General features: G+C 69.3%; 25 protein-coding genes. 11 read left to right on the top strand and 14 right to left on the bottom strand.

The genetic code is table 11. The features are described 5' to 3' along the window. The first annotated feature begins 238 nt into the window (after positions 1 to 238). Genes AB0436_RS07985 through AB0436_RS07955 form a run of 7 tightly spaced genes read left to right on the top strand, consistent with a single transcriptional unit; the run spans position 239 to position 4,497 of the window. Positions 239 to 712, top strand: coding sequence for a hypothetical protein (locus AB0436_RS07985; RefSeq protein ID WP_366466839.1), 474 nt, complete (start codon positions 239 to 241; stop codon positions 710 to 712). Further along, a complete protein-coding gene (locus tag AB0436_RS07980) occupies positions 709 to 972 on the top strand; it encodes a monovalent cation/H+ antiporter complex subunit F (protein ID WP_366466838.1) in 264 nt (87 codons plus the stop codon). Before AB0436_RS07985 ends, AB0436_RS07980 begins: the two co-directional genes overlap by 4 nt. Next, positions 969 to 1,280: a monovalent cation/H(+) antiporter subunit G gene (locus tag AB0436_RS07975; protein WP_366466837.1), complete on the top strand. Its 312-nt coding sequence runs from the start codon at positions 969 to 971 to the stop codon at positions 1,278 to 1,280. Before AB0436_RS07980 ends, AB0436_RS07975 begins: the two co-directional genes overlap by 4 nt. Further along, entirely contained in the window at positions 1,277 to 1,549 is a 273-nt protein-coding gene (locus AB0436_RS07970) for a DUF4040 domain-containing protein (RefSeq protein ID WP_366466836.1), read from the top strand. Before AB0436_RS07975 ends, AB0436_RS07970 begins: the two co-directional genes overlap by 4 nt. Then, the gene (locus AB0436_RS07965) at positions 1,546 to 2,301 is read left to right on the top strand and encodes an MnhB domain-containing protein (RefSeq protein ID WP_366466835.1); all 756 of its coding nucleotides are present in this window, start codon (positions 1,546 to 1,548) and stop codon (positions 2,299 to 2,301) included. Before AB0436_RS07970 ends, AB0436_RS07965 begins: the two co-directional genes overlap by 4 nt. Further along, complete coding sequence (locus AB0436_RS07960) at positions 2,298 to 2,645, top strand: sodium:proton antiporter (RefSeq protein ID WP_366466834.1); 348 nt, start codon at positions 2,298 to 2,300, stop codon at positions 2,643 to 2,645. Before AB0436_RS07965 ends, AB0436_RS07960 begins: the two co-directional genes overlap by 4 nt. Position 2,646: 1 nt before the next feature. Further along, the gene (locus AB0436_RS07955; RefSeq protein ID WP_366466833.1) at positions 2,647 to 4,497 is read left to right on the top strand and encodes a complex I subunit 5 family protein; all 1,851 of its coding nucleotides are present in this window, start codon (positions 2,647 to 2,649) and stop codon (positions 4,495 to 4,497) included. 285 nt (positions 4,498 to 4,782) lie between these two features. On the opposite strand, the gene AB0436_RS07950 is transcribed toward AB0436_RS07955, so the two are convergent. From AB0436_RS07950 to AB0436_RS07915, 8 genes are all read right to left on the bottom strand, one after another. After that, positions 4,783 to 4,932 carry a hypothetical protein gene (locus AB0436_RS07950; RefSeq protein WP_366466832.1) on the bottom strand — a complete coding sequence of 50 codons (150 nt, stop codon included), beginning with the start codon at positions 4,930 to 4,932 and terminating at the stop codon, positions 4,783 to 4,785. Positions 4,933 to 4,988: 56 nt separating this feature from the next. After that, positions 4,989 to 5,195: a hypothetical protein gene (locus AB0436_RS07945; RefSeq protein ID WP_365852718.1), complete on the bottom strand. Its 207-nt coding sequence runs from the start codon at positions 5,193 to 5,195 to the stop codon at positions 4,989 to 4,991. Positions 5,196 to 5,205: 10 nt separating this feature from the next. After that, positions 5,206 to 5,796 (bottom strand): DUF5947 family protein, encoded by a 591-nt coding sequence (locus tag AB0436_RS07940; RefSeq protein WP_366466831.1) that lies wholly within the window; start codon positions 5,794 to 5,796, stop codon positions 5,206 to 5,208. Beyond that, the gene (locus AB0436_RS07935) at positions 5,793 to 6,344 is read right to left on the bottom strand and encodes a NifU family protein (protein ID WP_366466830.1); all 552 of its coding nucleotides are present in this window, start codon (positions 6,342 to 6,344) and stop codon (positions 5,793 to 5,795) included. Before AB0436_RS07935 ends, AB0436_RS07940 begins: the two co-directional genes overlap by 4 nt. Then, positions 6,337 to 8,136, bottom strand: a complete 1,800-nt coding sequence (locus tag AB0436_RS07930) for a nickel-dependent hydrogenase large subunit (protein ID WP_366466829.1) — start codon at positions 8,134 to 8,136, stop codon at positions 6,337 to 6,339. The genes AB0436_RS07935 and AB0436_RS07930 overlap by 8 nt, the downstream gene beginning before the upstream one ends. Positions 8,137 to 8,271: 135 nt before the next feature. After that, complete coding sequence (locus AB0436_RS07925; RefSeq protein ID WP_366466828.1) at positions 8,272 to 9,360, bottom strand: hydrogenase expression protein HypE; 1,089 nt, start codon at positions 9,358 to 9,360, stop codon at positions 8,272 to 8,274. Then, complete coding sequence (locus tag AB0436_RS07920; protein WP_366466827.1) at positions 9,357 to 9,902, bottom strand: hemerythrin domain-containing protein; 546 nt, start codon at positions 9,900 to 9,902, stop codon at positions 9,357 to 9,359. Before AB0436_RS07920 ends, AB0436_RS07925 begins: the two co-directional genes overlap by 4 nt. Then, a complete protein-coding gene (locus tag AB0436_RS07915) occupies positions 9,874 to 11,349 on the bottom strand; it encodes a hypothetical protein (protein WP_366466826.1) in 1,476 nt (491 codons plus the stop codon). The genes AB0436_RS07920 and AB0436_RS07915 overlap by 29 nt, the downstream gene beginning before the upstream one ends. Before the next feature lie 406 nt (positions 11,350 to 11,755). On the opposite strand from AB0436_RS07915, the gene AB0436_RS07910 reads away from it, so the two are divergent. Next, positions 11,756 to 11,983, top strand: coding sequence for a DUF2795 domain-containing protein (locus tag AB0436_RS07910; RefSeq protein WP_366466825.1), 228 nt, complete (start codon positions 11,756 to 11,758; stop codon positions 11,981 to 11,983). Between the two features lie 27 nt (positions 11,984 to 12,010). Continuing rightward, positions 12,011 to 12,373, top strand: a complete 363-nt coding sequence (locus AB0436_RS07905) for a DUF488 family protein (protein WP_366466824.1) — start codon at positions 12,011 to 12,013, stop codon at positions 12,371 to 12,373. Between the two features lie 67 nt (positions 12,374 to 12,440). Here AB0436_RS07905 and AB0436_RS07900 read toward each other — a convergent pair whose 3' ends face one another. The 3 genes from AB0436_RS07900 to AB0436_RS07890 all read right to left on the bottom strand — a co-directional run bounded on the left by AB0436_RS07900 (position 12,441) and on the right by AB0436_RS07890 (position 15,281). After that, positions 12,441 to 12,938, bottom strand: coding sequence for a hypothetical protein (locus tag AB0436_RS07900; RefSeq protein ID WP_366466823.1), 498 nt, complete (start codon positions 12,936 to 12,938; stop codon positions 12,441 to 12,443). 558 nt (positions 12,939 to 13,496) lie between these two features. Further along, positions 13,497 to 14,846, bottom strand: a complete 1,350-nt coding sequence (locus tag AB0436_RS07895) for an erythromycin esterase family protein (protein WP_366466822.1) — start codon at positions 14,844 to 14,846, stop codon at positions 13,497 to 13,499. A 33-nt stretch (positions 14,847 to 14,879) separates the two neighbouring features. Continuing rightward, positions 14,880 to 15,281 carry a ChaB family protein gene (locus AB0436_RS07890; protein ID WP_366466821.1) on the bottom strand — a complete coding sequence of 134 codons (402 nt, stop codon included), beginning with the start codon at positions 15,279 to 15,281 and terminating at the stop codon, positions 14,880 to 14,882. Between the two features lie 163 nt (positions 15,282 to 15,444). On the opposite strand from AB0436_RS07890, the gene AB0436_RS07885 reads away from it, so the two are divergent. Both AB0436_RS07885 and AB0436_RS07880 read left to right on the top strand, forming a co-directional pair. Then, positions 15,445 to 15,927 carry a potassium channel family protein gene (locus AB0436_RS07885; RefSeq protein ID WP_366466820.1) on the top strand — a complete coding sequence of 161 codons (483 nt, stop codon included), beginning with the start codon at positions 15,445 to 15,447 and terminating at the stop codon, positions 15,925 to 15,927. 62 nt (positions 15,928 to 15,989) lie between these two features. Further along, a complete protein-coding gene (locus tag AB0436_RS07880) occupies positions 15,990 to 17,177 on the top strand; it encodes an amidohydrolase (protein WP_366466911.1) in 1,188 nt (395 codons plus the stop codon). 66 nt (positions 17,178 to 17,243) lie between these two features. Here the strand turns inward: AB0436_RS07880 and AB0436_RS07875 are convergent, their stop codons facing one another. The 3 genes from AB0436_RS07875 to AB0436_RS07865 all read right to left on the bottom strand — a co-directional run bounded on the left by AB0436_RS07875 (position 17,244) and on the right by AB0436_RS07865 (position 20,806). Continuing rightward, positions 17,244 to 18,281 (bottom strand): cytochrome d ubiquinol oxidase subunit II, encoded by a 1,038-nt coding sequence (locus AB0436_RS07875; RefSeq protein ID WP_366466819.1) that lies wholly within the window; start codon positions 18,279 to 18,281, stop codon positions 17,244 to 17,246. Positions 18,282 to 18,329: 48 nt separating this feature from the next. Next, positions 18,330 to 19,718, bottom strand: coding sequence for a cytochrome ubiquinol oxidase subunit I (locus AB0436_RS07870; RefSeq protein WP_366466910.1), 1,389 nt, complete (start codon positions 19,716 to 19,718; stop codon positions 18,330 to 18,332). A gap of 182 nt (positions 19,719 to 19,900) precedes the next feature. Then, positions 19,901 to 20,806, bottom strand: a complete 906-nt coding sequence (locus AB0436_RS07865; RefSeq protein WP_366466909.1) for a biotin-dependent carboxyltransferase family protein — start codon at positions 20,804 to 20,806, stop codon at positions 19,901 to 19,903. Positions 20,807 to 20,817: the final 11 nt, after the last annotated feature.

The following is a 20,817-nucleotide window of genomic DNA, read 5'->3' as shown; positions in this document are numbered from 1 at the left end:
GCATCGGGTTGTCATCGCGACAGCGTGGTGGGTGCGGTGGCCGCGGTGGCGGCCGCAGGATGCGTGTTCGCTGCTCAGAGCTGCCGGTCGTCGGCAGGGCAGGTGTGGAACGGGCATTGCCTCCTTCGAGGCGGGGCGCGCCGTTTGCTCCGTGTCGGCTAACGCCTCCGCGCGTCGTGGGCCGGGCGGCGGCCGGTCTTCCTGCTGCGTGGCAGGGTGACGCCTCGAGGTGGTGGCGATGGTCGGCGCGGTGGAAATCCTGTGGTGGTGGGGCGTGGCGGTGGCGATCTGGCTGGCGACGCTCTCCAGCGTCACGCTCTGGGAATGCGTGGTTGCCGCGGCCTGCGGGCTTCCCTGCGCGGTGGCGGCGCGCGCCGGCCGCAGGGCGGTGGGGGGCGCCTGGGCGCCGAGGCTCCGGTGGGCCGCATGGGCGTTGCCGTGGGCCGGTGCAGTGGTCGCGGACACGGCACGGGTGCTGCTTGTACCTCTCCGTCGGCGGGACCGGTCCCGGCCGTTGGGAGAGCTGCGGGAGATCGAGCTTCCGAAGGGTGAATCCCGTGAGGTCGCCGCCGCCCGCGTCGCGTTGGCGACGATGGCGCTCTCGGCGACGCCCGGTTCGTTCGTCGTCGATCACGATGCGGAGGAGCACACGCTGGTGGTGCACTCCCTGGTGGAGGGGCACCCGCGGATGGAAGAGGTGGTCGGCCGGTGAACCCGTGGCTGCTCGGCACGATCGTGCTGCTGGTCGGCGGCTTCTGCCCGGCCGCCTGGCTGGGGACGCGTGGCGATCCCGTCGATCGGCTGGTCGGGCTGGAGATCGGCTCGGTGGTGGCGTCCTTGTTGCTGGTGCTGCTGTCGCAGGCGCTCGGCCAGCCCTCGTACCTGATCGTGCCCTTGGTCATGGTGCTGCTTTCGTTCGCCGGCACGCTTGTGTTCACCCGTCTGCTCGTGCCTCGGGCGCCCGACTCGTGAGCGGCCTGGTGCATGGAGTGATGCTGGCGTTCTACGCCGCCGGGACCGTCGTGGTGATCTGGTCGGTCCTCGCGGCGTTGACGGTGCGGCGGGCCTACAACCGTCTGCACTTCGTGACGCCGGCCACGTCCCTGGGGGCGCCGTTGATCGGTGTGGCGCTCGGCATCGAGAACGGGTGGGGTCTGACCACCGCCTTGGACGAACTCATCATCGTGCTGCTCGCCATCACCGGACCGGTCCTGGAGTCGGCGACCGGGCGGGTGGCGGCCCAGCGCGACGGTCTGGTACCCGAGGACGCACCCTCGTGACGGTCCTGATCGCCGTGGCGCTCACGGTGGTGGGACTGCTGGGTACGGCGGTCGTCCTCACTGCTGCGCCGGAACGCCAGGCGGTCAGTCTGTCGGTGTTCGGGCTGGCGCTGACCGTGCTCTTCGTCGTTCTCCTGGCCCCCGATGTCGCGTTGTCGCAACTGGGTATCGGTGCGGCGATGGTCCCCTTGATGGTGATGCTCGCCAGCCGCAGGATCCGCCGTGACCAGGACCGTGAGAGGCACCGTGCGGAGGGGGAAAACGGGTGAGCAGGAGGGCTCGCACGCTGGTGTTCCTGGTGGGCGCGGCGGGGCTGGCCGCGCTGCTGGCGCTGGTGTTCCTCGACATGCCGGTGTTCGGCGGGTCAGTGCATCGCTACCGGGATCTCGCTGTGGCGGTGGCCGCTCGGCAGGCAACCGCGAACGTGGTGGCATCGGTCAACTTCGATCAGCGGGCCATCGACACGCTGGGTGAGGAGACCATCCTGTTGGGTTCCGTCATCGGTGTCGCGGCGCTGCTGCGTCCGACCCGGCGGGAACGGGAGCAACGGCCGCCACGGACCGGCCGGACGCTGGAGACAACCCGGCTGGCGGGTTACGTGCTGCTGCCGGTGACCCTGATCATCGGCTTCGACGTGGTGGCTCACGGTCAGGTGACCCCGGGCGGCGGGTTCCAGGGCGGAGTCGTGCTGGCCACCGGCCTGCACCTGCTGTATCTGACCGGGAACTACCGGGCTCTTGTCCGGCTGCGCCCGGTGCGGATCTTCGACGCGGGTGAAGCACTCGGTGCGTCGCTGTTCGTCGCACTGGGGCTGGCCGGCCTCGCCGTATCGGGTGCGTTTCTGCGGAACATCTTTCCGACGGGCACCTTCGGGCAGTTGCTGTCCGCCGGGACCGTGCCCGTCTTCAACCTCGCTGTCGGGGTCGAGGTCGCCTGCGGGATGGTCGTGCTGCTGAGCCACTTCTTCGAGGAGGACATCACGGTGACCGCCGGCGCCCGATCGGCGAAGGACGGGGAATGAGCATCTACGCGTACTGTGTGGCCGGCTGGCTGCTGCTGGTCGGCGGCTACGGCATCGTCCGCAGCACCAACCTGGTGCACACGGTGGTGTCCTTGTCCGTCGCCCAGTCGGGCACCTATGTGCTACTGCTCGCGGTGGGCTACCAGCAGGGTGCCACCGCGCCGGTGTTCGGCTCCACCAGCCCGCCGTCCACCGGCGTCGTCGATCCGGTGGTGCAGGCCATGACGCTCACCGACATCGTCGTGTCCGCAACGGTCACCGCGCTGCTCCTGACGCTGGCCGTCCACGTCAACAAACAGCACGGAACGGTCGATCCGCAGGCGCTCACCTCGCTCAGGGGCTGATGTGGGTCACGACACGACGGCCGCCCCTCTGCTTCCGCTTCTCGTCGCGCTGCCCGTCGCCATGGCGTGTGTACTGGTGGCGCTCGGTCGCCGGCTGCCGCATCCGGCCCTCGACATCGCCGCGGTGGGCACCGCCCTGGGCGTCACCGCGCTGGCCGGCACCACGCTGGCTCTCACCGGCACGAGCCGGGTCGTCACCTGGATGGGCGGGTGGACGCCCGTCCATGGTGTCAGTGTCGGCGTCCCGCTGGTGGCGGACCCGGTCAGCGCCGGTCTGGCATTGCTGATCGGTGGCCTGGCCAGTTGCGCCCTGTTGTTCAGCGGGCGCCACTATCCGTCGGTTCGTGGTTACTTCCACGCTCTGGTGCTGCTCTTCCTGGCCGGCATGGAGGGCTTCGTGCTGTCGGGCGACGTCTTCGACATGTTCGTGTTCTTCGAGCTGATGGGTGCGGTCGCCTATGCGCTGACCGGCATCAAGATCGAGGACCGGACGTCTGTGCAGGGCGGCCTCAACTTCGGCGTCGTCAATTCCTTCGGTGCGTACGTGTCCCTGGTCGGGGTGGCGATCCTGTACGCGCGCCACGGGCAGCTGGGACTGGCGCAGCTCGGCGCCGCGGTGGCCGCGCACCGGCCCGATGCGCTGGTCGTTGGCGCGTTCGTCACGCTCATCACCGGTTTCCTGGTGAAAGCGGCGGTGGTGCCGTTCCACTTCTGGCTCGCCGATGCTCACGCCGTCGCGCCGGCCCCGGTGTGCGTGCTGTTCTCCGGGGCCATGGTCGAGCTCGGCCTCTATGGCGCCGCACGTGTGTACTGGACTGTCTTCGGTGTGGCCCTGCCGCATGCCGACATCGGCCGGGCCTTCATGGTGGCGGGTGCGCTGACGGCCGTGGTCGGCGCGGTCATGTGCTTCACACAGCACCATCTCAAGCGGCTGCTGGCCTACTCCACCATCGCCCATGTCGGGCTGTTCACCATGGGGCTGGCCACCCTCGACCAGGACGGCACGGGCGGCGCGGCCCTCTACGTCGCCGGTCACGCGGGGGTGAAGTCCGCTCTGTTCCTGCTGGTCGGCATCCTGTTGGGAAAGCACGGCAACGTCGATGAGCGCCGACTGCACGGACGCGACCGGAAGGCCCGCGTCACACCGGTGCTGTACTTCCTGGCAGCATTCGGTCTGGCCGGTCTGCCACCGTTCGGTTCGGCGCTGGGCAAGTCCGTCACGGAGGAAGCCGTGGGCTCCGCCGGATACGCGTGGGGACCGGCGCTCTTCGTGCTCGTCTCCGCGGTCACCGGTGCGGCCGTGCTGCGGGCCGGGATGCGGATCTACTTCGGTCTGGGGCCGGCGCCCGACGTCGACGGCCCCCACCGGGAAGCCGACCGTGAGAGCAGCGGTAACGAGGAACACCGCGAGACGCCGCCGCTGTCCGGTACTCCGGTGAACATGGTCATCGCCGTCGCGGTGCTGGTGGCCGGTGCGCTGGTGGTCGGCGTACTGCCCGGTTCGGGCGAGGCGTTCGGGCACGCGGCCCAGACCTTCGTCGACGGGAGCGGTTACATCAGCCGGTCCCTGACCGGCCGGGGCGGCGAGTCCCCCGGTCTCGAGCCGCGTACGGAGTGGACGGCTCTCGGCGCGGGCCTCGGCCTGTTGTCGGCGGCCCTCGCGCTCGGCCTGGCGTGCCTGGCCGTGTGGGCGCCACGTCTCCCTGCCCGGGTGCGCGCCCTCGGTCATCCGCTGTCGCCGGCTCTGGCGTTGCTGCACCGGCTCCATTCCGGGCACGTCGGGGACTACCTCGCCTGGCTGCTGTTCGGTGTGGCAGGGCTCGCGGCTCTGGTCGGCCTGCCGCTGCGCTGATCGCCGGATAGCCGTGGTTGGGTCTTCCCCGCCGGGAAAACGCGGTGGGTGAGGTCGACGCGGCACGCGGCATCGGAGGTCACGGGTGCATCCTCGTCCACGTGTGAAGGGTGTCCCGGAGCGGGGAGGTCAAACGGCTCCCGGATGGTCCGGGCGCCCTTCGTTGAGCGGCCCGCACGGCCCGCACGGCCGGTTCGCGCGCCGGGCAGGGCGACGTGGCCGGGGCATGGCTCGGCTCGGCATCGGTGATGTGGCCGATGCCGAGCCGAGCACTATGCGGGGAGCTCAGCGGGGGTGTAGGGAGCCGGCCCGGAAATCCACCATCCGCCAGATCCTGATCTCGCGTGCCAGTCCCGGGAGCTCCTTCACCAGGATGGCGAGTCCGAGTCCTCCGACCAGCACGGCCTGCGCGATCAGCACTCGTTTCGCAGTCACTCACATTCCCTTTCTCTGCTGCCCCGTTGAGTCAGCGTCCCTCGCCTCTGGGGATGTCAGCCGGGCGAGATGTTCGGCATGACCTTCATGATCGCGTTGTGCTTCTTCCAGTGGATGCCTGTTGAGCGCCGTGCGTCGGAGGTGCCGTCCTTGTGGTGCCCGGGCTGGCGCTTGAAGGACTTCTCATTGCCTCTGTGGGTACCGAAGACCGTCTTCGGCGTGTCGGGTTTGACAGCAGGCTTTCCTACTCGGATCTTGCCCATTGCTTCCTCCTTACCGGTGTTCGGTCAGTTCTGCGAAGAACCGCTCGATCTCGGGCCATACCCGGCCGCCGCCGGACAGTCCCTTCCATTCTCGCCGTACGACGGCGACCATGCGGAAGCAGTCGTCGACGGGGACGATCCAGTGGTGCCGGGCGTCACGCGCGGTGTTGACCAACAACGCCTCCACGTCCGCCGCCAGATCCGCGAGCTGGGGGCAGTGGTCGACGACCTGGCACCAGGCCTGCGCGTCGACCTCCCACTCGGTCGCTCCGGCCGGGCTCGGGTAGTGCGCGGACACCGTGCCGTCCGCGCGCGGTACGAAGAAGGCCAGGCCGACCGGCACGCCCAGGGGTTCCGTCGAGACAGGGGCCAGCCGGATCCGCCGTTGCGGAACCAGTCGGTAGTGGCCCCGGCTGGCGGCATCCCGGACGAACAGCAGCGAGCACGGGCGGCACGCGCACAGCAGTTCCCCGCGGTCCGTGTCGACCATGTGCCGGTGGTCGGCGGGCACGGGCTCGCTGCACAGTTCGCAGTGTTCCGCCGCTTCGGCCCGCCGGGCACCGGCCCGGCGAATGACGCGTTCGAGGGCGCCGGCGCTCACGCCGTGCCTCCGGACGCCACGGGCCGGCGCGTCACCGAGTCCAGGGGAACGAAAGCGGCGTCCGGCTGCTCGGCCGCCGGTTCCCAGCGGACGGCCGACAGTTCGGGTGCGGCGGCCAGTACGGCCTCGCGGACGGCCTCCTCGACAGGGGCCGCGGAGGAGCCGCAACCTTTGACCGTCAGCCGCACGCTCGCCACACCGTCGCTGATGCCGGTCAGTTCCATCTCCCCGCCGTGTTTCCGTACGGCCGGCCGGAGGTTGTCCAGAGCGCGGACCACCCGGTGTTCCAACGGGTCGGGATGGATCTCGTGCAGCACCATCAGGTGGCCGAGCAGTTCATCGTCGACCAGCCGGCCGCTGAGCTGCGGGTCGGCGAGGTCCCGCACCCGTGCCAGCGCCTCACCGTAGACCTCGGCGAGCGCCTGGACGGCTTCGATCGCCGCGTCCGACGTCGGCCCCGGCGTTCCCTCGACACGCTCCAGCAGCTCGTCGATGCGGGCGAGGCGCTGACCGATCGCCGGGGCGTCGAGCCTCCCGTGGTCAGTCATGGGTGGCTCCGAACGTCGGCGAGTGCAGCTTCTTGAGTTCCTTGCCCTGACCGAGGTACATGTGCACGCCGCAGGGCAGGCAGGGGTCGAAGCTGCGGACGGTACGCATGATGTCGACGCCCTTGAAGTCGTCCGGACCGTTCTCCTCGAAGATCGGTTGCCCCTGTACGGCGTCCTCGTAGGGGCCGGGGGTGCCGTACATGTCCCGCGGGCTGGCGTTCCACGGCGTCGGCGGATAGGGATGGTAGTTCGCGATCTTCTTGTCCTTGATCACCAGGTGGTGCGAGAGCACGCCCCGGACCGCTTCGTGGAAGCCGCAGCCGATCGCCTCGTCGGGGACTTCGAAGTTGGTGAACATCTTGGTGTCGCCGGCCCGGACCATCTGCATCGCCCGTTCGAGGAAGGTGAACGCCATGGCCGCGGAGTACGCGACGAAGTACGGGCGGGCCCGGTCGCGTTCCAGGGTGTTGTTCCACTGGGGGATCTTCCACTCCAGTGTCATCTCCGGCAGCTTCTCGCTCTTGGGCAGGGAGATCTGCACACTGTGCCCGGTGGCCTTGACGTAAGGGGTGTCGACCAATCCGTTGAGCGCCGTCGACCACAGCCGTGCCAGTGGGCCGCCACCGGTGTCGAGCGCGAGGTGCTCCTCGGTGTTCTTGTCGTACCAGCGTGGGCTCATCACCCAGCTGTAGTTGCCTTGCAGGTCCCTCTTCTGAGGCACCGGCACGGTCGTCTGGTTCCAGGGATGGCGCATGTCGACGGGGTTGCCGAGCGGGTCATGGGTGACGAACGGCTCGTCGCCGGTCCAGTCCTCGTAGTAGGAACTGCCGAGCAGGATCCGCATGCCCAGGTTGATGTCGACCAGGTTGTTGGTGACGAGTTTGCCGTCGACGATGATGCCGGGGGTGACGAACATCGCCTTGCCCCATTCGTTCATGTTCTTGTAGCTGTAGTCGCAGACATCGGAGTCCTGCCACGCACCCCAGCAGCCGAGCATCGTGCGGCGGCGTCCGACTTCCTCGTAGCCGGGCAGCGCGTCGTAGAAGAAGTCGAAGACGTCGTCGTTCATCGCCACCGACTGCTTGACGAAGTCGAGGATTTTCACCAGCCGGGTGAGGTAGTCGGTGAAGGTACTGGGCGCCGGCACGGTTCCCACGCCACCGGGATAGAGCGTCGACGGGTGGACGTGGCGCCCCTCCATCTTGCAGAACATCTCCCGGGTGACCCGGCTGATCTGCAGCGCCTGTTTGTAGACCTCGCCCTCGAAGGGATTGAAGGCACGCATGATGTCGGCGATGGTGCGGTAGCCGTGGATGTCCCCGTGCGGCGCGGGGGTCTTCTCGGCCTTGGCGAGCACACCGGGGTTGGTGACCTTGACCATGGCCTCGCAGAAGTCGACGAACACCATGTTGTCCTGGAACAGGGTGTGATCGAACATGTACTCCGCGGCCTCGCCGAGGTTGACGATGGCCTCGGCGAGCGGTGGGGGCTTGATGCCGTAAGCCATCTGCTGCGCGTAGTTGGAACAGGTGGTGTGGTTGTCGCCGCAGATTCCGCAGATACGGCTGGTGATGAAGCCGGCGTCCCGCGGGTCCTTGCCCTTCATGAACACCGAGTAGCCGCGGAAGAGTGACGAGGTGCTGTGGCACTCGGTCACTTCCCGGTTGGCAAAGTCGATCTTCGTGTAGATGCCGAGATTGCCGATGATCCGGGTGATCGGGTCCCACGACATGTCTACGATCTGCGCGGGCTTGCGCTGCCCGGTGCGCGCCGGCCCCTCGGTGGTCGTCATGTCCGTCCTTGCCTCGTTCCTCGCTCGGTGATGTGGGGTCAAGCGGTGCCGCCGGTCCGGCCCTGCTGGTGGCTCAGGGGCGAGTGGGGGCCGTGGTGTGCGTCAGCGGTGGTGTGCGCCGGGAAGCGGTGCGTGTCAGGGGCGCCAGTGCGGGTCGTAGCCGCTGGTCAGCTCGGACCGGTTGTGGTGCCACTTGGGTTCCTGGTTCACGGCCATGTTGGTGATGCCGCGCATCCGCCGGATGAACGCCCCGTACGGCTTGATGAGGAGGGAGGACAAGCTGCCCCCCGACGGTTCGTCCATGAAGGGCATGAAGGCGTCCGGGAATCCCGGCATCGTGCAGCCGATGCAGATGCCGCCCACGTTCGGGCAGCCGCCCACGCCGGACATCCAGCCGCGCTTGGGAACGTTGCAGTTGACCACGGGGCCCCAGCAACCCACCTTCACCTGGCACTTGGGCGAGTTGTAGTCCTTCGCGAAGTCGCCCTGCTCGTAGTAGGCCGCACGGTCGCAGCCTTCGTGCACGGTCTTGCCGAACAGCCACTGCGGCCGCAGCATGTGGTCCAGCGGGGGTGGCGGCGCCGATCCTGCTGCGTGGTAGAGCACCCAGGTCAGGGTCTCCATGAAGTTCTCGGGCTGGATCGGGCAACCGGGTACGTTGACGATCGGCAGGGCGCCCTGTGACTTGAAGTCCCAGCCCAGGTAGTCGGCCAGGCCCATGGAGCCGGTGGGGTTACCCGCCATCGCGTGGATCCCGCCGTAGGTCGCGCAGGTGCCGGCGGCGACGACTGCCCAGGCTTTGGGGGCGAGTTGGTCGATCCACCAGTTGAGGGTGAGCGGCTCGCCAGTTACCTCGTCGTTGCCGAAGGAGGTCCAGTAGCCGTCGCCCTCGATAATGTTCTGGTTGGGGATAGACCCCTCGATGACGAGGATGAAGGGGGTCAGCTCGCCGCGAGCAGCGGCCCGGAACGGTGCGAGGAACGATTCGCCGCCTTCGGTGGGCGAGAGCACCTTGTTGTGCAGGTTGACTTTCGGCAGCCCGGGGATGAGACCCAGGACGACGTCTTCGATCGATGGCTGACCGGATGCGGTCATGGAGACCGTGTCGCCGTCGCAGCTCATCCCTTCGGAGATCCAGAGGATGTCGATTTCCTCGAAGCCGCTCCGGTCCACTGCCCTGCTCGGCTGCTGGCTCGTGCTCGTGGTGCCGCTTTCGATGCTCATGTCTTCGGCCTCCCTTGCATCCTGTCGCGGAGTCGGTCGTAGATGGCGGCCACCGGGCCCGCGAGCGCGAGACCGGGCGGCTCGTCCGGTGCGTTCGGGTGCGGCCGGGTCGGTGCCTTGCCCTTCGCACGATCGAGCTCATGGCCCAGTTCGTCGAGGGCCTGCTGATCGACCGCATCGCGCAGCTGTGGCAGCAGCTCGCCCTCCTCCTCCCGTACGTGCTCCTCGATCTCCCGCTGCAGGTCGGCCAACAACGTGTCCTCCTGGTCGTCACCCGCGGAGAGTTTGTCGAGGGCCAGCAGGGTCTTCTTGACGTCCATGTGCTCGGCCAGATGCCGGTCGATTTCCTGTTGACCGTCGGGAAGAACCTTCTTGGCGAGGGGATAGACCATCAGCTCCTCCAGCGCCGCGTGCTTGGACAGCTCGCGGACGAGGATCTCGACCACGCCGCGGCGCTGCGTACTGGATGCTGCGGCGGCGTAGTCGCGGAACAGCTGCTCGACCATCCGGTGGTCATGCTTCAACAGCTCGATGGCGTCCATCGGTCCTCTCCTGAGCGGGGTCGGTGGCCAGTGGCTGCAGCTCGTCCGGCCGGAAGTAGAAGAACCGGCCGTACCAGCTGTGCAGTTCAGCGGTCGGGTCGTCCTCGAGGCTGACGGCGACGTGCACGCTCCCGTCGACGTCATGGAACACCGCCTCCACCCGGGCGGTGCGGTCGATGAGGAACATGTCGTGGGCGTCGGCGCCGCGCCCACGCGGGCGCAGTCGCACCCTGCTGCCCTTACTCACCGGCACGCCGTCGACCAGCGCGCTGTCTGTCGCCGGAGACAGACCGTCGTCCCCGCCCTCGTCCCACCAGGGCGTGGACGCCCGTTCCGGTGCCGTGAGGGCGGGCTCGACCTGCGACGGATGAGTGGCTCGCAGGGAGCGGATCGCTCCGTGCAGTCGTGCGAAGACCTCCGGCGGCATGCCGTCGACCCGGTCGAGGATTTCGGCGGCGCGCGGGTCGGTGGCCCGGGCCTCCCGCTTCTCCTCGTCGGTCAGCAGCAGGGTCCGCAGCGACAGGATCTCGTCGATCTCCGCGGCGTCGTGCAGGTCACCGGGGCTCTCGGGCGCCACCTGCGGGTGGTCGGGCAGGAGAATCGGTGAGGACAGCAGCAGATCGCGTGAACCCGCGTCGTCGGCCAGCACCGGGTAGGTGTGAATGTTCCGGCAGGCCCGGGCGGCATCCTCGGCCCACTGGGGCGGATCGGTCAGGGAGATGAACTCCAGTTCGCTGCCGCCGATAAACGTGTGGGTGGCGATGAGGGTATGGCACAGAGCTTCCTCACGCGCGGTGCCCGCTCCGACCGACTGCCCGGTGTTCTCGGTGCGTACCCGCAGCCGGTGGAGCGCGCAAGGGCCATCGAGGCGCTCGGTGCTCAGCGTCGTCACGGCCTCGACCGGGTGAAGCCGGCGCACCACCCGCCCGGCGCCGCCGTCAAGCTCTTCGCTCTCCTCACCGCCGGGCGCGCCGACCGGGAACTGCCGGTCGCCGGTGAGCAGGTCGGCCAGCGGGACGACGATGTCATGCTCTCTCGGTACCGCTTCGTCGAAGGTGAGATGAATCCCCCCGTCGGCTTCCAGGGACTCCACCGGCGTGTACCCATCTTCCGTCCGGCGCTCCACACTCTTGTGCTGCAGTTGCAGGTAGCGCACGCGCACGTGCACCGTCGCATCGGGTCCGGCCTCGAGCAGGCACTCGGTCTGCTGCTGCCAGGACTCCACGGAGCCGGCCAGCGCCGCCGGCACCGGGCCGTCCGCCTCGACCCAGGCGCGTGGGGCAAGGATGCCGAACTGCCAGCGCACCCGGTTCTTGGCCGACGACCTGCGATACGGGTAGAGGAGGTAGCCCTCGTACAGAACGGCGTCGGCCACCGCACGTACGCGCTCGAAACCGGGTCCCGCCGGGCCCGCACTGCCGAGCGCGATCTGCGCCGGGTCTTTCATCGTCCCGTCTCCGTTTCGCAGGTGAGGCTTCCAAACTTCGCAGGTGCGCGTGCACTTCGCAGGTTGCCCGGAGCTCATGAGGGGTGGTCGAGCCGCGCGCCGCTGTCCGGCAGTCAGACTGGGGGCTGCCCTGCATCGGCTCGGCTACCCGCTCCGGTTCCGCCGGAAAAGTTGCTCCGTTAGAGGCCGGGCGGCCCCGCCATTGGTGGGGCCGCCCGGCAAATCGGAAGCACACGACGGAGTGCATGCACCCAGATTCACATCATTCGCGACGAACAGCGCGTTGTGCTGTTGCTGGGCGGGAGGGGAGCTTCCCGCGCATCGGATGCCGGGCCAGGGGTACCCGGCGTGGCGCTCGAGATCAGGACGACGGACGGTTACGCGGACATCAGCTGAGGAGGCAGTCATGGCCGGCACGAACGTGCATGACGTCCTGGGTGCGGTGCGGGATGTGCGTTTCCCCGCGGGCGAGAAGGAAGAGGTGGCACGTTCGGTGCGCTCGGACCCCGCATCGGATCTGGGCCACGGCCGGGCGCAGCGTGCCGAACAGGCGCGTCAGGGCGGCAAGCCCGGACTGTCGCAGCACCTGCGGGACGCCCCGACACCACCGGTGGAGGACGAGCTCGACCAGTGAGGTGGGTGCGCCGCGAGGAGGCCGGGTATGTCACGCAAGGCCGAAATCCGTGTACGGAGGGTGTACGAGGAGCCCGCGCAGGGCGACGGCACCAGGGTGCTCGTCGACCGGGTCTGGCCCAGGGGACTGACCAAGGAGAAGGCCGGACTCGACGAGTGGTGCAAGGAAATCGCGCCCTCGACCGAGCTGCGCAAGTGGTACGGCCATGATCCGCAACGCTTCGAGGAGTTCGGCCGGCGCTACCGCAGCGAGCTGGAGGAACCGGCGCGGGCGCAGGCCTTGGGACATCTCAAGGAAACCGCGAAGGACGGGACGCTGACCCTCCTCACCGCCACCAAAGAGCCCGGGATCAGTCAGGCCCAGGTACTGGCCGATCTGCTCGACGGCTGACGGCTCGACGGCTGACGGGGAGCAGGCGCGGGCGTCAGCGCCGAAACGGGCAGACGTCCGCCACCGTTCATCTGCGGCCGTGGCTCCAGCGAGGCCCGTTGACGGCCCATTCACGCTCCCATTGGGCCATGCGGTGTGCATCGAACCGGGACCGGACGACGGCCCAGAGCAGGAGCAGCAGGAGACCGGTCCCCAGGACGGCGTTGGCGGCGGTGAGGGCAGCCGCGAAGACGGTCTGGGCCGGGCTCGGCGGTCCCGGTACGATCCGGGACTTGTTCGTGACCCACACCTGGGTGGTGGTACCGGCATGCTGTCCTGGTCTCACCATGGCGGTGGCCGTGTGGGTGGTGCCGTCCGGGGAGGTCCAACGCACCGGGGTCTGGACCGTGGGGTGGTCCTGGCTCTGTGCCGCCGGAGCAGAGACCGGCGCGGTGCGCTGGAGCACGGCCGTGACGTGGTGGACGTCCGAGCGCTGGCGGGTCGCCGCGTGCTCAATAGCGGAACTCGTCACCAGAGCCATGAGCGGTGCCATGCTCAGGAAGACCAGGAGGAGGAGCAGGGCCACCCATGCCTCCACGCGGTCGCAACGGCGGCGGAGAGGGTTGTGCCGCCATCTCCACAGGTGCGTCGACAACGGTTGCATCGCTGGACCTCCTGCCGGAACGGAGTGCCGTAAGACCATTGTCCCGCCGACCGTCGGGACTCACCGGGTGGCATTCGAACCAGCTGCGGGTGTTACCCGGTTCGATGGCCGGCGTTGGGGGAAGGGAAAGGAAACGGACAGGTGGACGTGGAACGGTGCCCCTGCCCGGACCACCTAGGAGCAGACCAGTGAGCACACCCCCCAACGACCCGGTTCCGCCCACTCCGACGCCTGCGCCCGGACCGGGTGGGCCGCGGCCGGGACCCGTGCCCGGGCCGGCCCCCGCACCGGGCGGCCCCGACCCCGTACCGCCCGCGCCGCCGCAGCCGGAGCCGGATCCGCCCGCGCCCACGCCGCCGCCCGAGCCCCGCCCGCAGCCAGGACCTCTCCCCGGTCCGGGACCGGCTCCCGAGCCCATCACCTGATCGATCCGCCCGCGCGCAGTCATGTGACCGGGCACAGTCCTGTGACCGGGCCCAGTCATTGACCGGTGGGCCACGTCTCTTCCTCTCCCGTCAGTGCGCTGCGCGGCTGGTGCAGCGGCGTCAGTGCATGGGTGGCATCGATGAAGAGGAAGGCGTCGTAGCGTTCGCCGACGACGGTGGGAACGTAGTTGCCCCACTTCTCGCGATAAGGGTGGTAGACCACCCCGATCGCCCGGTGGTCGAGCGGTGTGTCGGACCAGTCACTGCGTCGGGCTGTCGCCCGGCCGTCGGCGGAGCCGGTCGGGAAGAGGAAGAGCGCCGATCCGTCCGGCAGCGCCCGGTGCAGAAGTTCCTCGACGCTGCCGGGGCGGGCGGCCGGGACCTCCATGGTGCGCTGGGGCGCTCCCCAGGCGTCACCGGCGAGCACCGTGCCGTGATACGAGCCGAACCCGATCAGTACCACGCCGTCCGCCGCGTGGCGTTCGCGCGCCAGTTGTCCCACGTTGACCAGCCCGGCATCCGTCATATCGGTGGCCCTGGCGTCACCGATGTGGGTGTTGTGCTCCCAGACGACGGCTTTGGCCTGCGGGCCATGGTGGCTGACGAGCCGGTCGAGGGTATCGGCCATGTGGTAGTCACGGATGTTCCATGACTGAGGTCCGCCGCGCACCATCGCCCGGTAGTAGCGTTCCGCGCCCGCCAGCACTTCGGCGTTCTGACGGGCGGCGAAGTCGGTGAGATCTCCGTCGGACGTCGCCGCTGCCTCCCGGGCGTGTTCCCGCACCGAGACCAGCAGTCCGACCACCTCCGGCTCGCAGCCGCTGGGCACCAGCCGCGTTGCCCGTGCGTAGGTCTGCGGATCCTCCGCGTAGGGCTCGAAGCATCGATATGCCGCCAGTGCCTGATCCACCAGCTGGGGGTCGTGGTCCCGCAGATGGGACAGCACCGCGGCCAGCGACTCCCACAGGCTGTAGACATCCAGGCCGAAGAAGCCGACACGCCGGTCACTCGGCAGGCCGGCATTGTGGGTGCGCAGCCAGCGGACGAACCGCGCCACGTCGGTGTTCGCCCACATCCACGTCGGCCAGCGGCGGAAGCCCCGCAGGGCCACGACGGGGTCCTCGGGCGCCCCCGGCGCCCCGGTGACCGAGCAGTGCACTGCTTGGCAGTCCGGCCAGTCCCCTTCCACCGCTACGAAGGAGAATCCCTTCTCGACGATGAGCCGACGGGTCAGCTCTGCGCGGCGGCGGTAGTACTCCGACGTACCGTGGGACGCCTCCCCGATCAGTACGTAGCGCGCGCCACCGATCCGTTCCAGGAGGGGGTCCAACGACTCCGGCCCGGACAGCGCGAGGGCGCTCCTGCGTATCTCCGCGGGAAACCCGGTGGCGGGCTCGGCACTCATCGGCGCCCCTTCGTCGTTCCTCTGACGAGCCGGTCAGGTGCGGGCCTCGCGCGTCTTCGACCGGTTGGCCTTGCGGACGGCTGCCAGCAGCTCGGACTTGGTCATGTGGGACCGTCCATCGACGTCCAGGCGTTTTGCCAGCTCGTACAGATGGTGTTTCGACGCCTGCTCGTCGACGCCTTCGCCGCTTCGGCCCCCCTGCTGCCGCGGCCGGGCGGACTGCGGGTCGGACGGCCCCTTGCGGCCGGCTTCCTTTCGCTCCCAGTGGTCGCCGACCTTTTCGAACTTGTGCTTGAGAGCCCCGTAGGCCACCCGGTGAGCCCGCTCCCCTTCGCCGTACTCCTCCACTGCGGAGTCATGGGCCTTGATCCACGTGCGCTGGGCCTCCTGCGGGGACCGTTCCAGCGTCGATGGCAATTCCTGCTGTCCCGGCATGGACTCTCACCTCGTTCCCAGGGGCTCGGACATTGCCGGGTTCCACAGCGGCACGGGCCGAAACGTGGAGCGGGCACGGGCCGCGCCCCGATCGGGTGACGTGCCTGCCGGTGGGGGCGCGTCCGGCCGTTCCGGCCGGGCCCCGGCCGGGCATGATCCGGTCATGCTGCCCGGATTCCTGATCAAGGCGATCAACCTGCTGCTCGACCGGGAAGGCCGTTCCCTCCATTCGAGAACGGCGGCCTGGGCGACCGGCGTCCTCATCGCGACGATGCTCGTGGGGTCATGGGCGGTCGTCATCGCCGAGCGTGGCACCGCAGGAGCCACCCTGACGTCCTACCCGCGCGCCGTTTGGTGGTCGGTCGAGACAGCGACGACTGTTGGATACGGCGATTTCTATCCGCTGACCGCGTGGGGACGGATCATCGCCGCCGTCATGATGGTGGTGGGGATCACCACCTACGGGATGGTTACGGCCGCCCTCGCGACCTGGTTCGTGGCCCGCGAGAACGCACGCCGCCACCGCCTCGCCGAGGCCGCCGACCATACGCACCATGTGTGCGAGGTGGCAGCGCAGGTCCTGCATGAACGTTTCGACCGTATGGAACGTCTGCTTGCCGAAGCCGACGGCAAGCCCCGGGGCTGACGGTTTCCCCGCGGCCCCGGCGGGCCGCCTTTCCCGCACCGACAGAATGGGGAGCCCCAGTGATCACCCCGTACTCCGTCCACGAACGCATCAGCCGCGAGACAACAGCGTTGGCCCCGAGGCTTTGGCAGGTGGCCATGGCATTGCACGAGCAGCCGGAGCTCGCCTTCGAGGAACACTCCGCTGCGGCTCTGCTGACGTCCGAACTGGAAAGCGCCGGCCTTGACGTGGTGCGCGGAGTGGCGGGCCTGCCCACCGCTTTCACCGCCCGGACCGGCGACGGGAACGGACCGTGCGTGGCCCTGCTTCTGGAGTACGACGCGCTGCCCGGCCTCGGTCACGCCTGCGGCCACAATCTGATCGCCGCCGCCGGACTCGGGGCGGCGATCGCCCTGCAACGCTCCGTGCACGAGATCAACGGCAGTGTCCTGGTGGTCGGCACCCCCGCGGAGGAGGGCGGGGGCGGCAAGGCGACCGAGGTCGAAGCCGGTGTCTTCGACGGGGTGGACGCGGCGCTGATGTTCCACCCCGGGGTGCACAGTTGGTCGTCGGCGCCGCTCACCGCCCAGGTTCAGTTCCGGGTGGGGTTCCGGGGCCGCGCCGCGCATCCCACCGGAAACCCCACCGAAGGTATCGACGCGCTCGGCGCCCTCATTCAGCTGTTCAACGCGCTGGCGGCACTTCAGCCGCGACGGCCGTCAGGCTCGCACGTCCAGGGCATCATCACGGACGGCGGCCGCGCCACGAACATCGTTCCGGAGTACGCGGAAGGCCGCTTCGGACTGCGCGGCGCCACGGGAAAGGACCTCGACGAACTGATCAGTGAGCTGCGGAAGTGCGCCGACGGCATCGCCCTGGCCACCGGGACGACAGCCGAGACCGGGCAGGTCTCCGCCCGGTACGAGCATTTCCGCAACAACGACGTGCTGTCCCGGCTGTTCACCGGACATATGGAGCGGGCCGGCGTCACCCTCTGCGCACCGACGCCCGGCGTCTATCTCGGCTCGTCCGATATCGGGAACGTCAGCGCTCAGGTCCCGGCCATCCATCCGTTCGTCGCCATCCTTGATACGTACGAGTCCGACCACACGCCCCGGTTCGCCGAAGCAGCCGCGTCCCCCTGGGGCCGGAGGACGATGCTGGCCGCTACCGAGGCGCTGGCCTCCACCGCTGCCGATGTGCTGCTCGATCCCGCCATCAGCCGTTCGGCCTGGTCGGATTTCCACGCCAAGGCCGCTGCGGGCCAGTGATCCGAGGAGATGCAGCGCTGGGAGTGGCTTCTCGCGTCCTGCTGCCACCGGTCCTGCTGCCGCCGGTCATTCGGCGCCTGAGGGGTCGAGTCCCGGTTGGGCGCCGGCTGCCGGTGGTGGCTTCCGCTGGAAGGTCGCGTACAGCAGCAACAGCGAGGGGACGAGAACCAGGAAGCCGACGCCGAGTGCGATCAGACAGGCAACCAGGACGCTCTCGACGGAGGCAGCCGCGGAGACAGTGACACCGGGACCGAGCATGCGGGGGTACTGGGCGGCGCCCCAGGCCCAGAGGATGGCGGCAACCGCAAGGGCCGCGGCCGCGCGCGCGAGGACGAACCGGCGTCCGGCCAGCAGGGCCAGCCCCAGCAGCCCGGCGACGGCGCTGACAATCACCAGCGGCAATGCCCGATGGGTGAGGCCGTGGAAGAGGAGCGGCGCGTCCTGATCAAGAATGGCGATGCCGACCAGCGCGACCAGGCCGCTCAGCAGTCCGCTCACCATGGCCCGGCGACGAAAGCCCGTCGCGAGTTCCGCGTCCCCTGCGCGCGCCGCATCGGCGCACAGATAGACGGCCGCGAGATGCGCGCAGGCCAATACGGAGAGTACGCCGCCCAGCAGGGACGTCGGGTTGATCCAACTGGTGAGAGTGTCACCGGTGGCGAGGCCGGGCGGCACCCGGCCGGATGCCACGCCGCCGGCGACCGTCCCCAGAAAGAACGGGGTGACAACGGAGGACAGGGCGAAACAGGCGCCGAACAGGCGCTGCTGCCACAGCTCGGTGCTGGCTTTGCGGAAGGCGAACGCGGCCCCGCGGGCGATGATGCCCAGGGCGGTCAGCGTCAGCGGGATGTACAGAGTGGAGAGCACGGCGGCGAAGACGGGTGAGAAGCCGGCCCACAGCAGCACGATCACGAAGATCAGCCACACGTGGTTGGCCTCCCACACCGGCCCGATGCTGTGCTCGATCAGCCGGCGCTGCGGCAGGCCCCCGCGGTCCCGGCCGGCCAGCAGGTCCCAGAGCCCGGCACCGAAGTCGGCGCCGCCGAACAAGGCGTAGCACGTCAGGCCGGCCCACATCACGGCCAGTGTCACGTTGGCGAGCAAGGTGGCCTCCTGGGCTTCCGGCGTGGGACGACAGGGTCGCGAGCGGCGTCACACGACGGAGTAGTCCTGGACATCGCTCTCCTGGGGGGCGATCGGAACGGGTCTGTCGCGGGTCATCCGGCGCAGTACGTACACCGAGGCCGTGGTCATCGCCGCGTAGACGACCAGGACCATCCACAGCCCGGCCATCAGTCCCGGCGCCGGGTTCACCGCGTCCCTCACCCGCATCACGCCCCACACCACCCAGGGCTGGCGCCCGAGTTCGGTGACGCACCAGCCGCATTCCAGAGCGACGACCGCGGCAGGGCCGCTGACGGCGGCGAGCAGCAGGAAGATCCGGGAGCCGCGCATCGCGAGCAGCTCGCCCCCTTTTCGCCGGTGCCACCACGCGGCCAGCAGCAGCCACACCCCCATGGCGAGCAGGAAACAGCCGATGCCGACCATCACGTCGAACGAGAGGTGCACCCCGGTCACCGGAGGCCACTGGTCCCGCGGCACCTCGTGCAGTCCCCGGATGACGGTGCTGGGCCGGTACCCCACCAGCAGGGACAGCCCGTCGGGGATGTCGAGTCCGTAGCGCAGTTGTTCACCGTCCGCGACACCGAGGATGGTGAGCGGCACGTGGGAGCCGGTGCGGAAGACCCCTTCGATGCCGGCCAGTTTCATCGGCTGGTAGTCGGCGAGGAACCGCGCCGCCCAGTCGCCCACGACGAGTTGGAACGGTGTGACCACGACGCCGGACACGAAGGGGATGAAGAAGCCGGCCCGGTGATAGGTGTCGTTGCGTCCGCGCAGCAGAGCGACGGCATACACGGAGGCGGTCAGGAAGGACGCCACCATGAGCGCCGCGAGAATCATGTGGACCGTCTCGGGCGGGCTGGCCGGGTTCATCATCGCCGCCCACGGGTCGACGTGGACGACCTTTCCCCGGCGCAGGGTGAATCCGCGGGGCTGATTCATCCAGGAGTTCGCACACACCACGAAGAAGGCCGAAGCGATCCCGGCCACCACGATCGGCAGGCCCATCAGCAGATGCCGCCGCGGGGGCATCCGGTCCCACGCGTAGAGATAGATCCCGAGAAAGATCGCCTCGATGAAGAAGGCGATCCCTTCCAGCGCGAATGGCAGCCCGATGACCTGCCCGAACCTGCCCATCAGCCCGGGCCACAACAGACCCATCTCGAAGCTCAGAATCGTTCCGGACACCGCTCCGACAGCGAACAGGACACCCATGGCCCGCGCCCAGTGCCGGGCCAGCAGCCGATGGGCCGGATTGCCGGTGCGGATGCCGTACCACTCAGCCATCAGGGTGAGCAGCGGCAGTCCCACGCCGAGACAGGCGACGACGATGTGCCAGGCGAGAGAGAAACCCATCTGGGCACGCGCGGCCGACAGATCGCCCGGGGATGCCGCTGCGGCGATCGCCCACGGCCGCAGGGATTCGTCGAGAGGGAGGCTGCCGGGCAGATACACGTACGGCTCCTAGGGGCCGGGACATCGCCCTGGGTACGGCGGACGCTGGCTGGGTGCAGGGTTCATCATGTCCGAAAACGGCACGACTCGACGCGCGGCTCTCCGTTGGCGGGTCGGGGCGACACCAGAGTTGCGCCGTGCAGGGCTCAGCAGCCGTAGTGGATTTCCGGGCCTGCCGGGACGAAGGGGCCTGCCGGAACGAAGCGCACCGGGGTTCCCGGAAGCGCCTGGGCGGCGGGCGCCAGGTGTTCGGGCGGAACGACGCCGATGACCGGGTAGCCCCCGGTCACGGGGTGATCGGCGAGGAAGACGACCGGGCGGCCGTCCGGCGGGACCTGTACCGCGCCGAGCGTCATGCCCTCGCTGGGCAGTTCGTCGTCGCGGGTGCGTTCGAGTGCGGGGCCGTCCAGGCGCAGGCCGATGCGGTTCCCCTTCGGGGAGACGCGGTAGGTGCAGGTCAGCAGGGCGTGTCGGGCGCCCGACGTGAACCAGTCGGCACGCGGCCCGCTCAGGACCGGCAGTACCAGTTCGCCGGGCGGCGCGGGCCAGCGTGCTGCTTCGGCCGCGGGCAGCCCGCCGGCCGGTCGCGGGCAGCCGACCGGCAGTTCGTCACCCTCGCGCAGCGGCGCGGGCCCGAGGCCGGAAAGAAGGTCCGTGGCGCGGCTGCCCAACTCCGCGGCCACTTGGACGCCGCCGGAGAAGGCGAGGTAACTGCGTACTCCGTACGTGGCGGGGCCGGCGTCCACGACCGCGCCGGCCGGCACGCGTACCGTAGTGCCCCAGGGCGCAGGTACTCCGTCGATCGTAACGGCACAGGGCGCGCCGGTGATCACCACGACCGAGGGAGCGGACACCCGCACGGCGCAGCCGGTGAGGGTGGTCTCCAGGGTGGCGGCGCTCTCCGGGTTGCCGAGCAGTCGGTTGGCCAGTCGGTGCGCGGGTTCGTCCAGCGCTCCCGAGCGCGGAACGCCGAGATGGGCGTAGCCGGGCCGGCCGAGGTCCTGGACCGTGGTCAATGCCCCGGCCCGTACGACCACCAGCGTCCCCCCCACGCCTGCGGTCC

It is taken from the genome of Streptomyces sp. NPDC051322 (genome assembly GCF_040689485.1).
In the GTDB taxonomy this organism is placed as follows: Bacteria; Actinomycetota; Actinomycetes; order Streptomycetales; family Streptomycetaceae; genus Streptomyces.
Note: the sequence above shows the minus strand (reverse complement) of the source record. Positions and strands in the feature narration are given on the sequence as shown.

Excerpts from the sequence above, each read along its gene's own strand:
- AB0436_RS07905 (WP_366466824.1), top strand. The coding sequence starts at position 12,011 with ATGTCACGCAAGGCCGAAATCCGTGTACGGAGGGTGTACGAGGAGCCC.
- AB0436_RS07930 (WP_366466829.1), bottom strand. The coding sequence starts at position 8,136 with ATGACGACCACCGAGGGGCCGGCGCGCACCGGGCAGCGCAAGCCCGCG.
- AB0436_RS07910 (WP_366466825.1), top strand. The coding sequence starts at position 11,756 with ATGGCCGGCACGAACGTGCATGACGTCCTGGGTGCGGTGCGGGATGTG.
- AB0436_RS07925 (WP_366466828.1), bottom strand. The coding sequence starts at position 9,360 with ATGAGCATCGAAAGCGGCACCACGAGCACGAGCCAGCAGCCGAGCAGG.
- AB0436_RS07985 (WP_366466839.1), top strand. The coding sequence starts at position 239 with ATGGTCGGCGCGGTGGAAATCCTGTGGTGGTGGGGCGTGGCGGTGGCG.
- AB0436_RS07960 (WP_366466834.1), top strand. The coding sequence starts at position 2,298 with ATGAGCATCTACGCGTACTGTGTGGCCGGCTGGCTGCTGCTGGTCGGC.
- AB0436_RS07935 (WP_366466830.1), bottom strand. The coding sequence starts at position 6,344 with ATGACTGACCACGGGAGGCTCGACGCCCCGGCGATCGGTCAGCGCCTC.
- AB0436_RS07945 (WP_365852718.1), bottom strand. The coding sequence starts at position 5,195 with ATGGGCAAGATCCGAGTAGGAAAGCCTGCTGTCAAACCCGACACGCCG.
- AB0436_RS07890 (WP_366466821.1), bottom strand. The coding sequence starts at position 15,281 with ATGCCGGGACAGCAGGAATTGCCATCGACGCTGGAACGGTCCCCGCAG.
- AB0436_RS07885 (WP_366466820.1), top strand. The coding sequence starts at position 15,445 with ATGCTGCCCGGATTCCTGATCAAGGCGATCAACCTGCTGCTCGACCGG.
- AB0436_RS07895 (WP_366466822.1), bottom strand. The coding sequence starts at position 14,846 with ATGAGTGCCGAGCCCGCCACCGGGTTTCCCGCGGAGATACGCAGGAGC.
- AB0436_RS07915 (WP_366466826.1), bottom strand. The coding sequence starts at position 11,349 with ATGAAAGACCCGGCGCAGATCGCGCTCGGCAGTGCGGGCCCGGCGGGA.
- AB0436_RS07920 (WP_366466827.1), bottom strand. The coding sequence starts at position 9,902 with ATGGACGCCATCGAGCTGTTGAAGCATGACCACCGGATGGTCGAGCAG.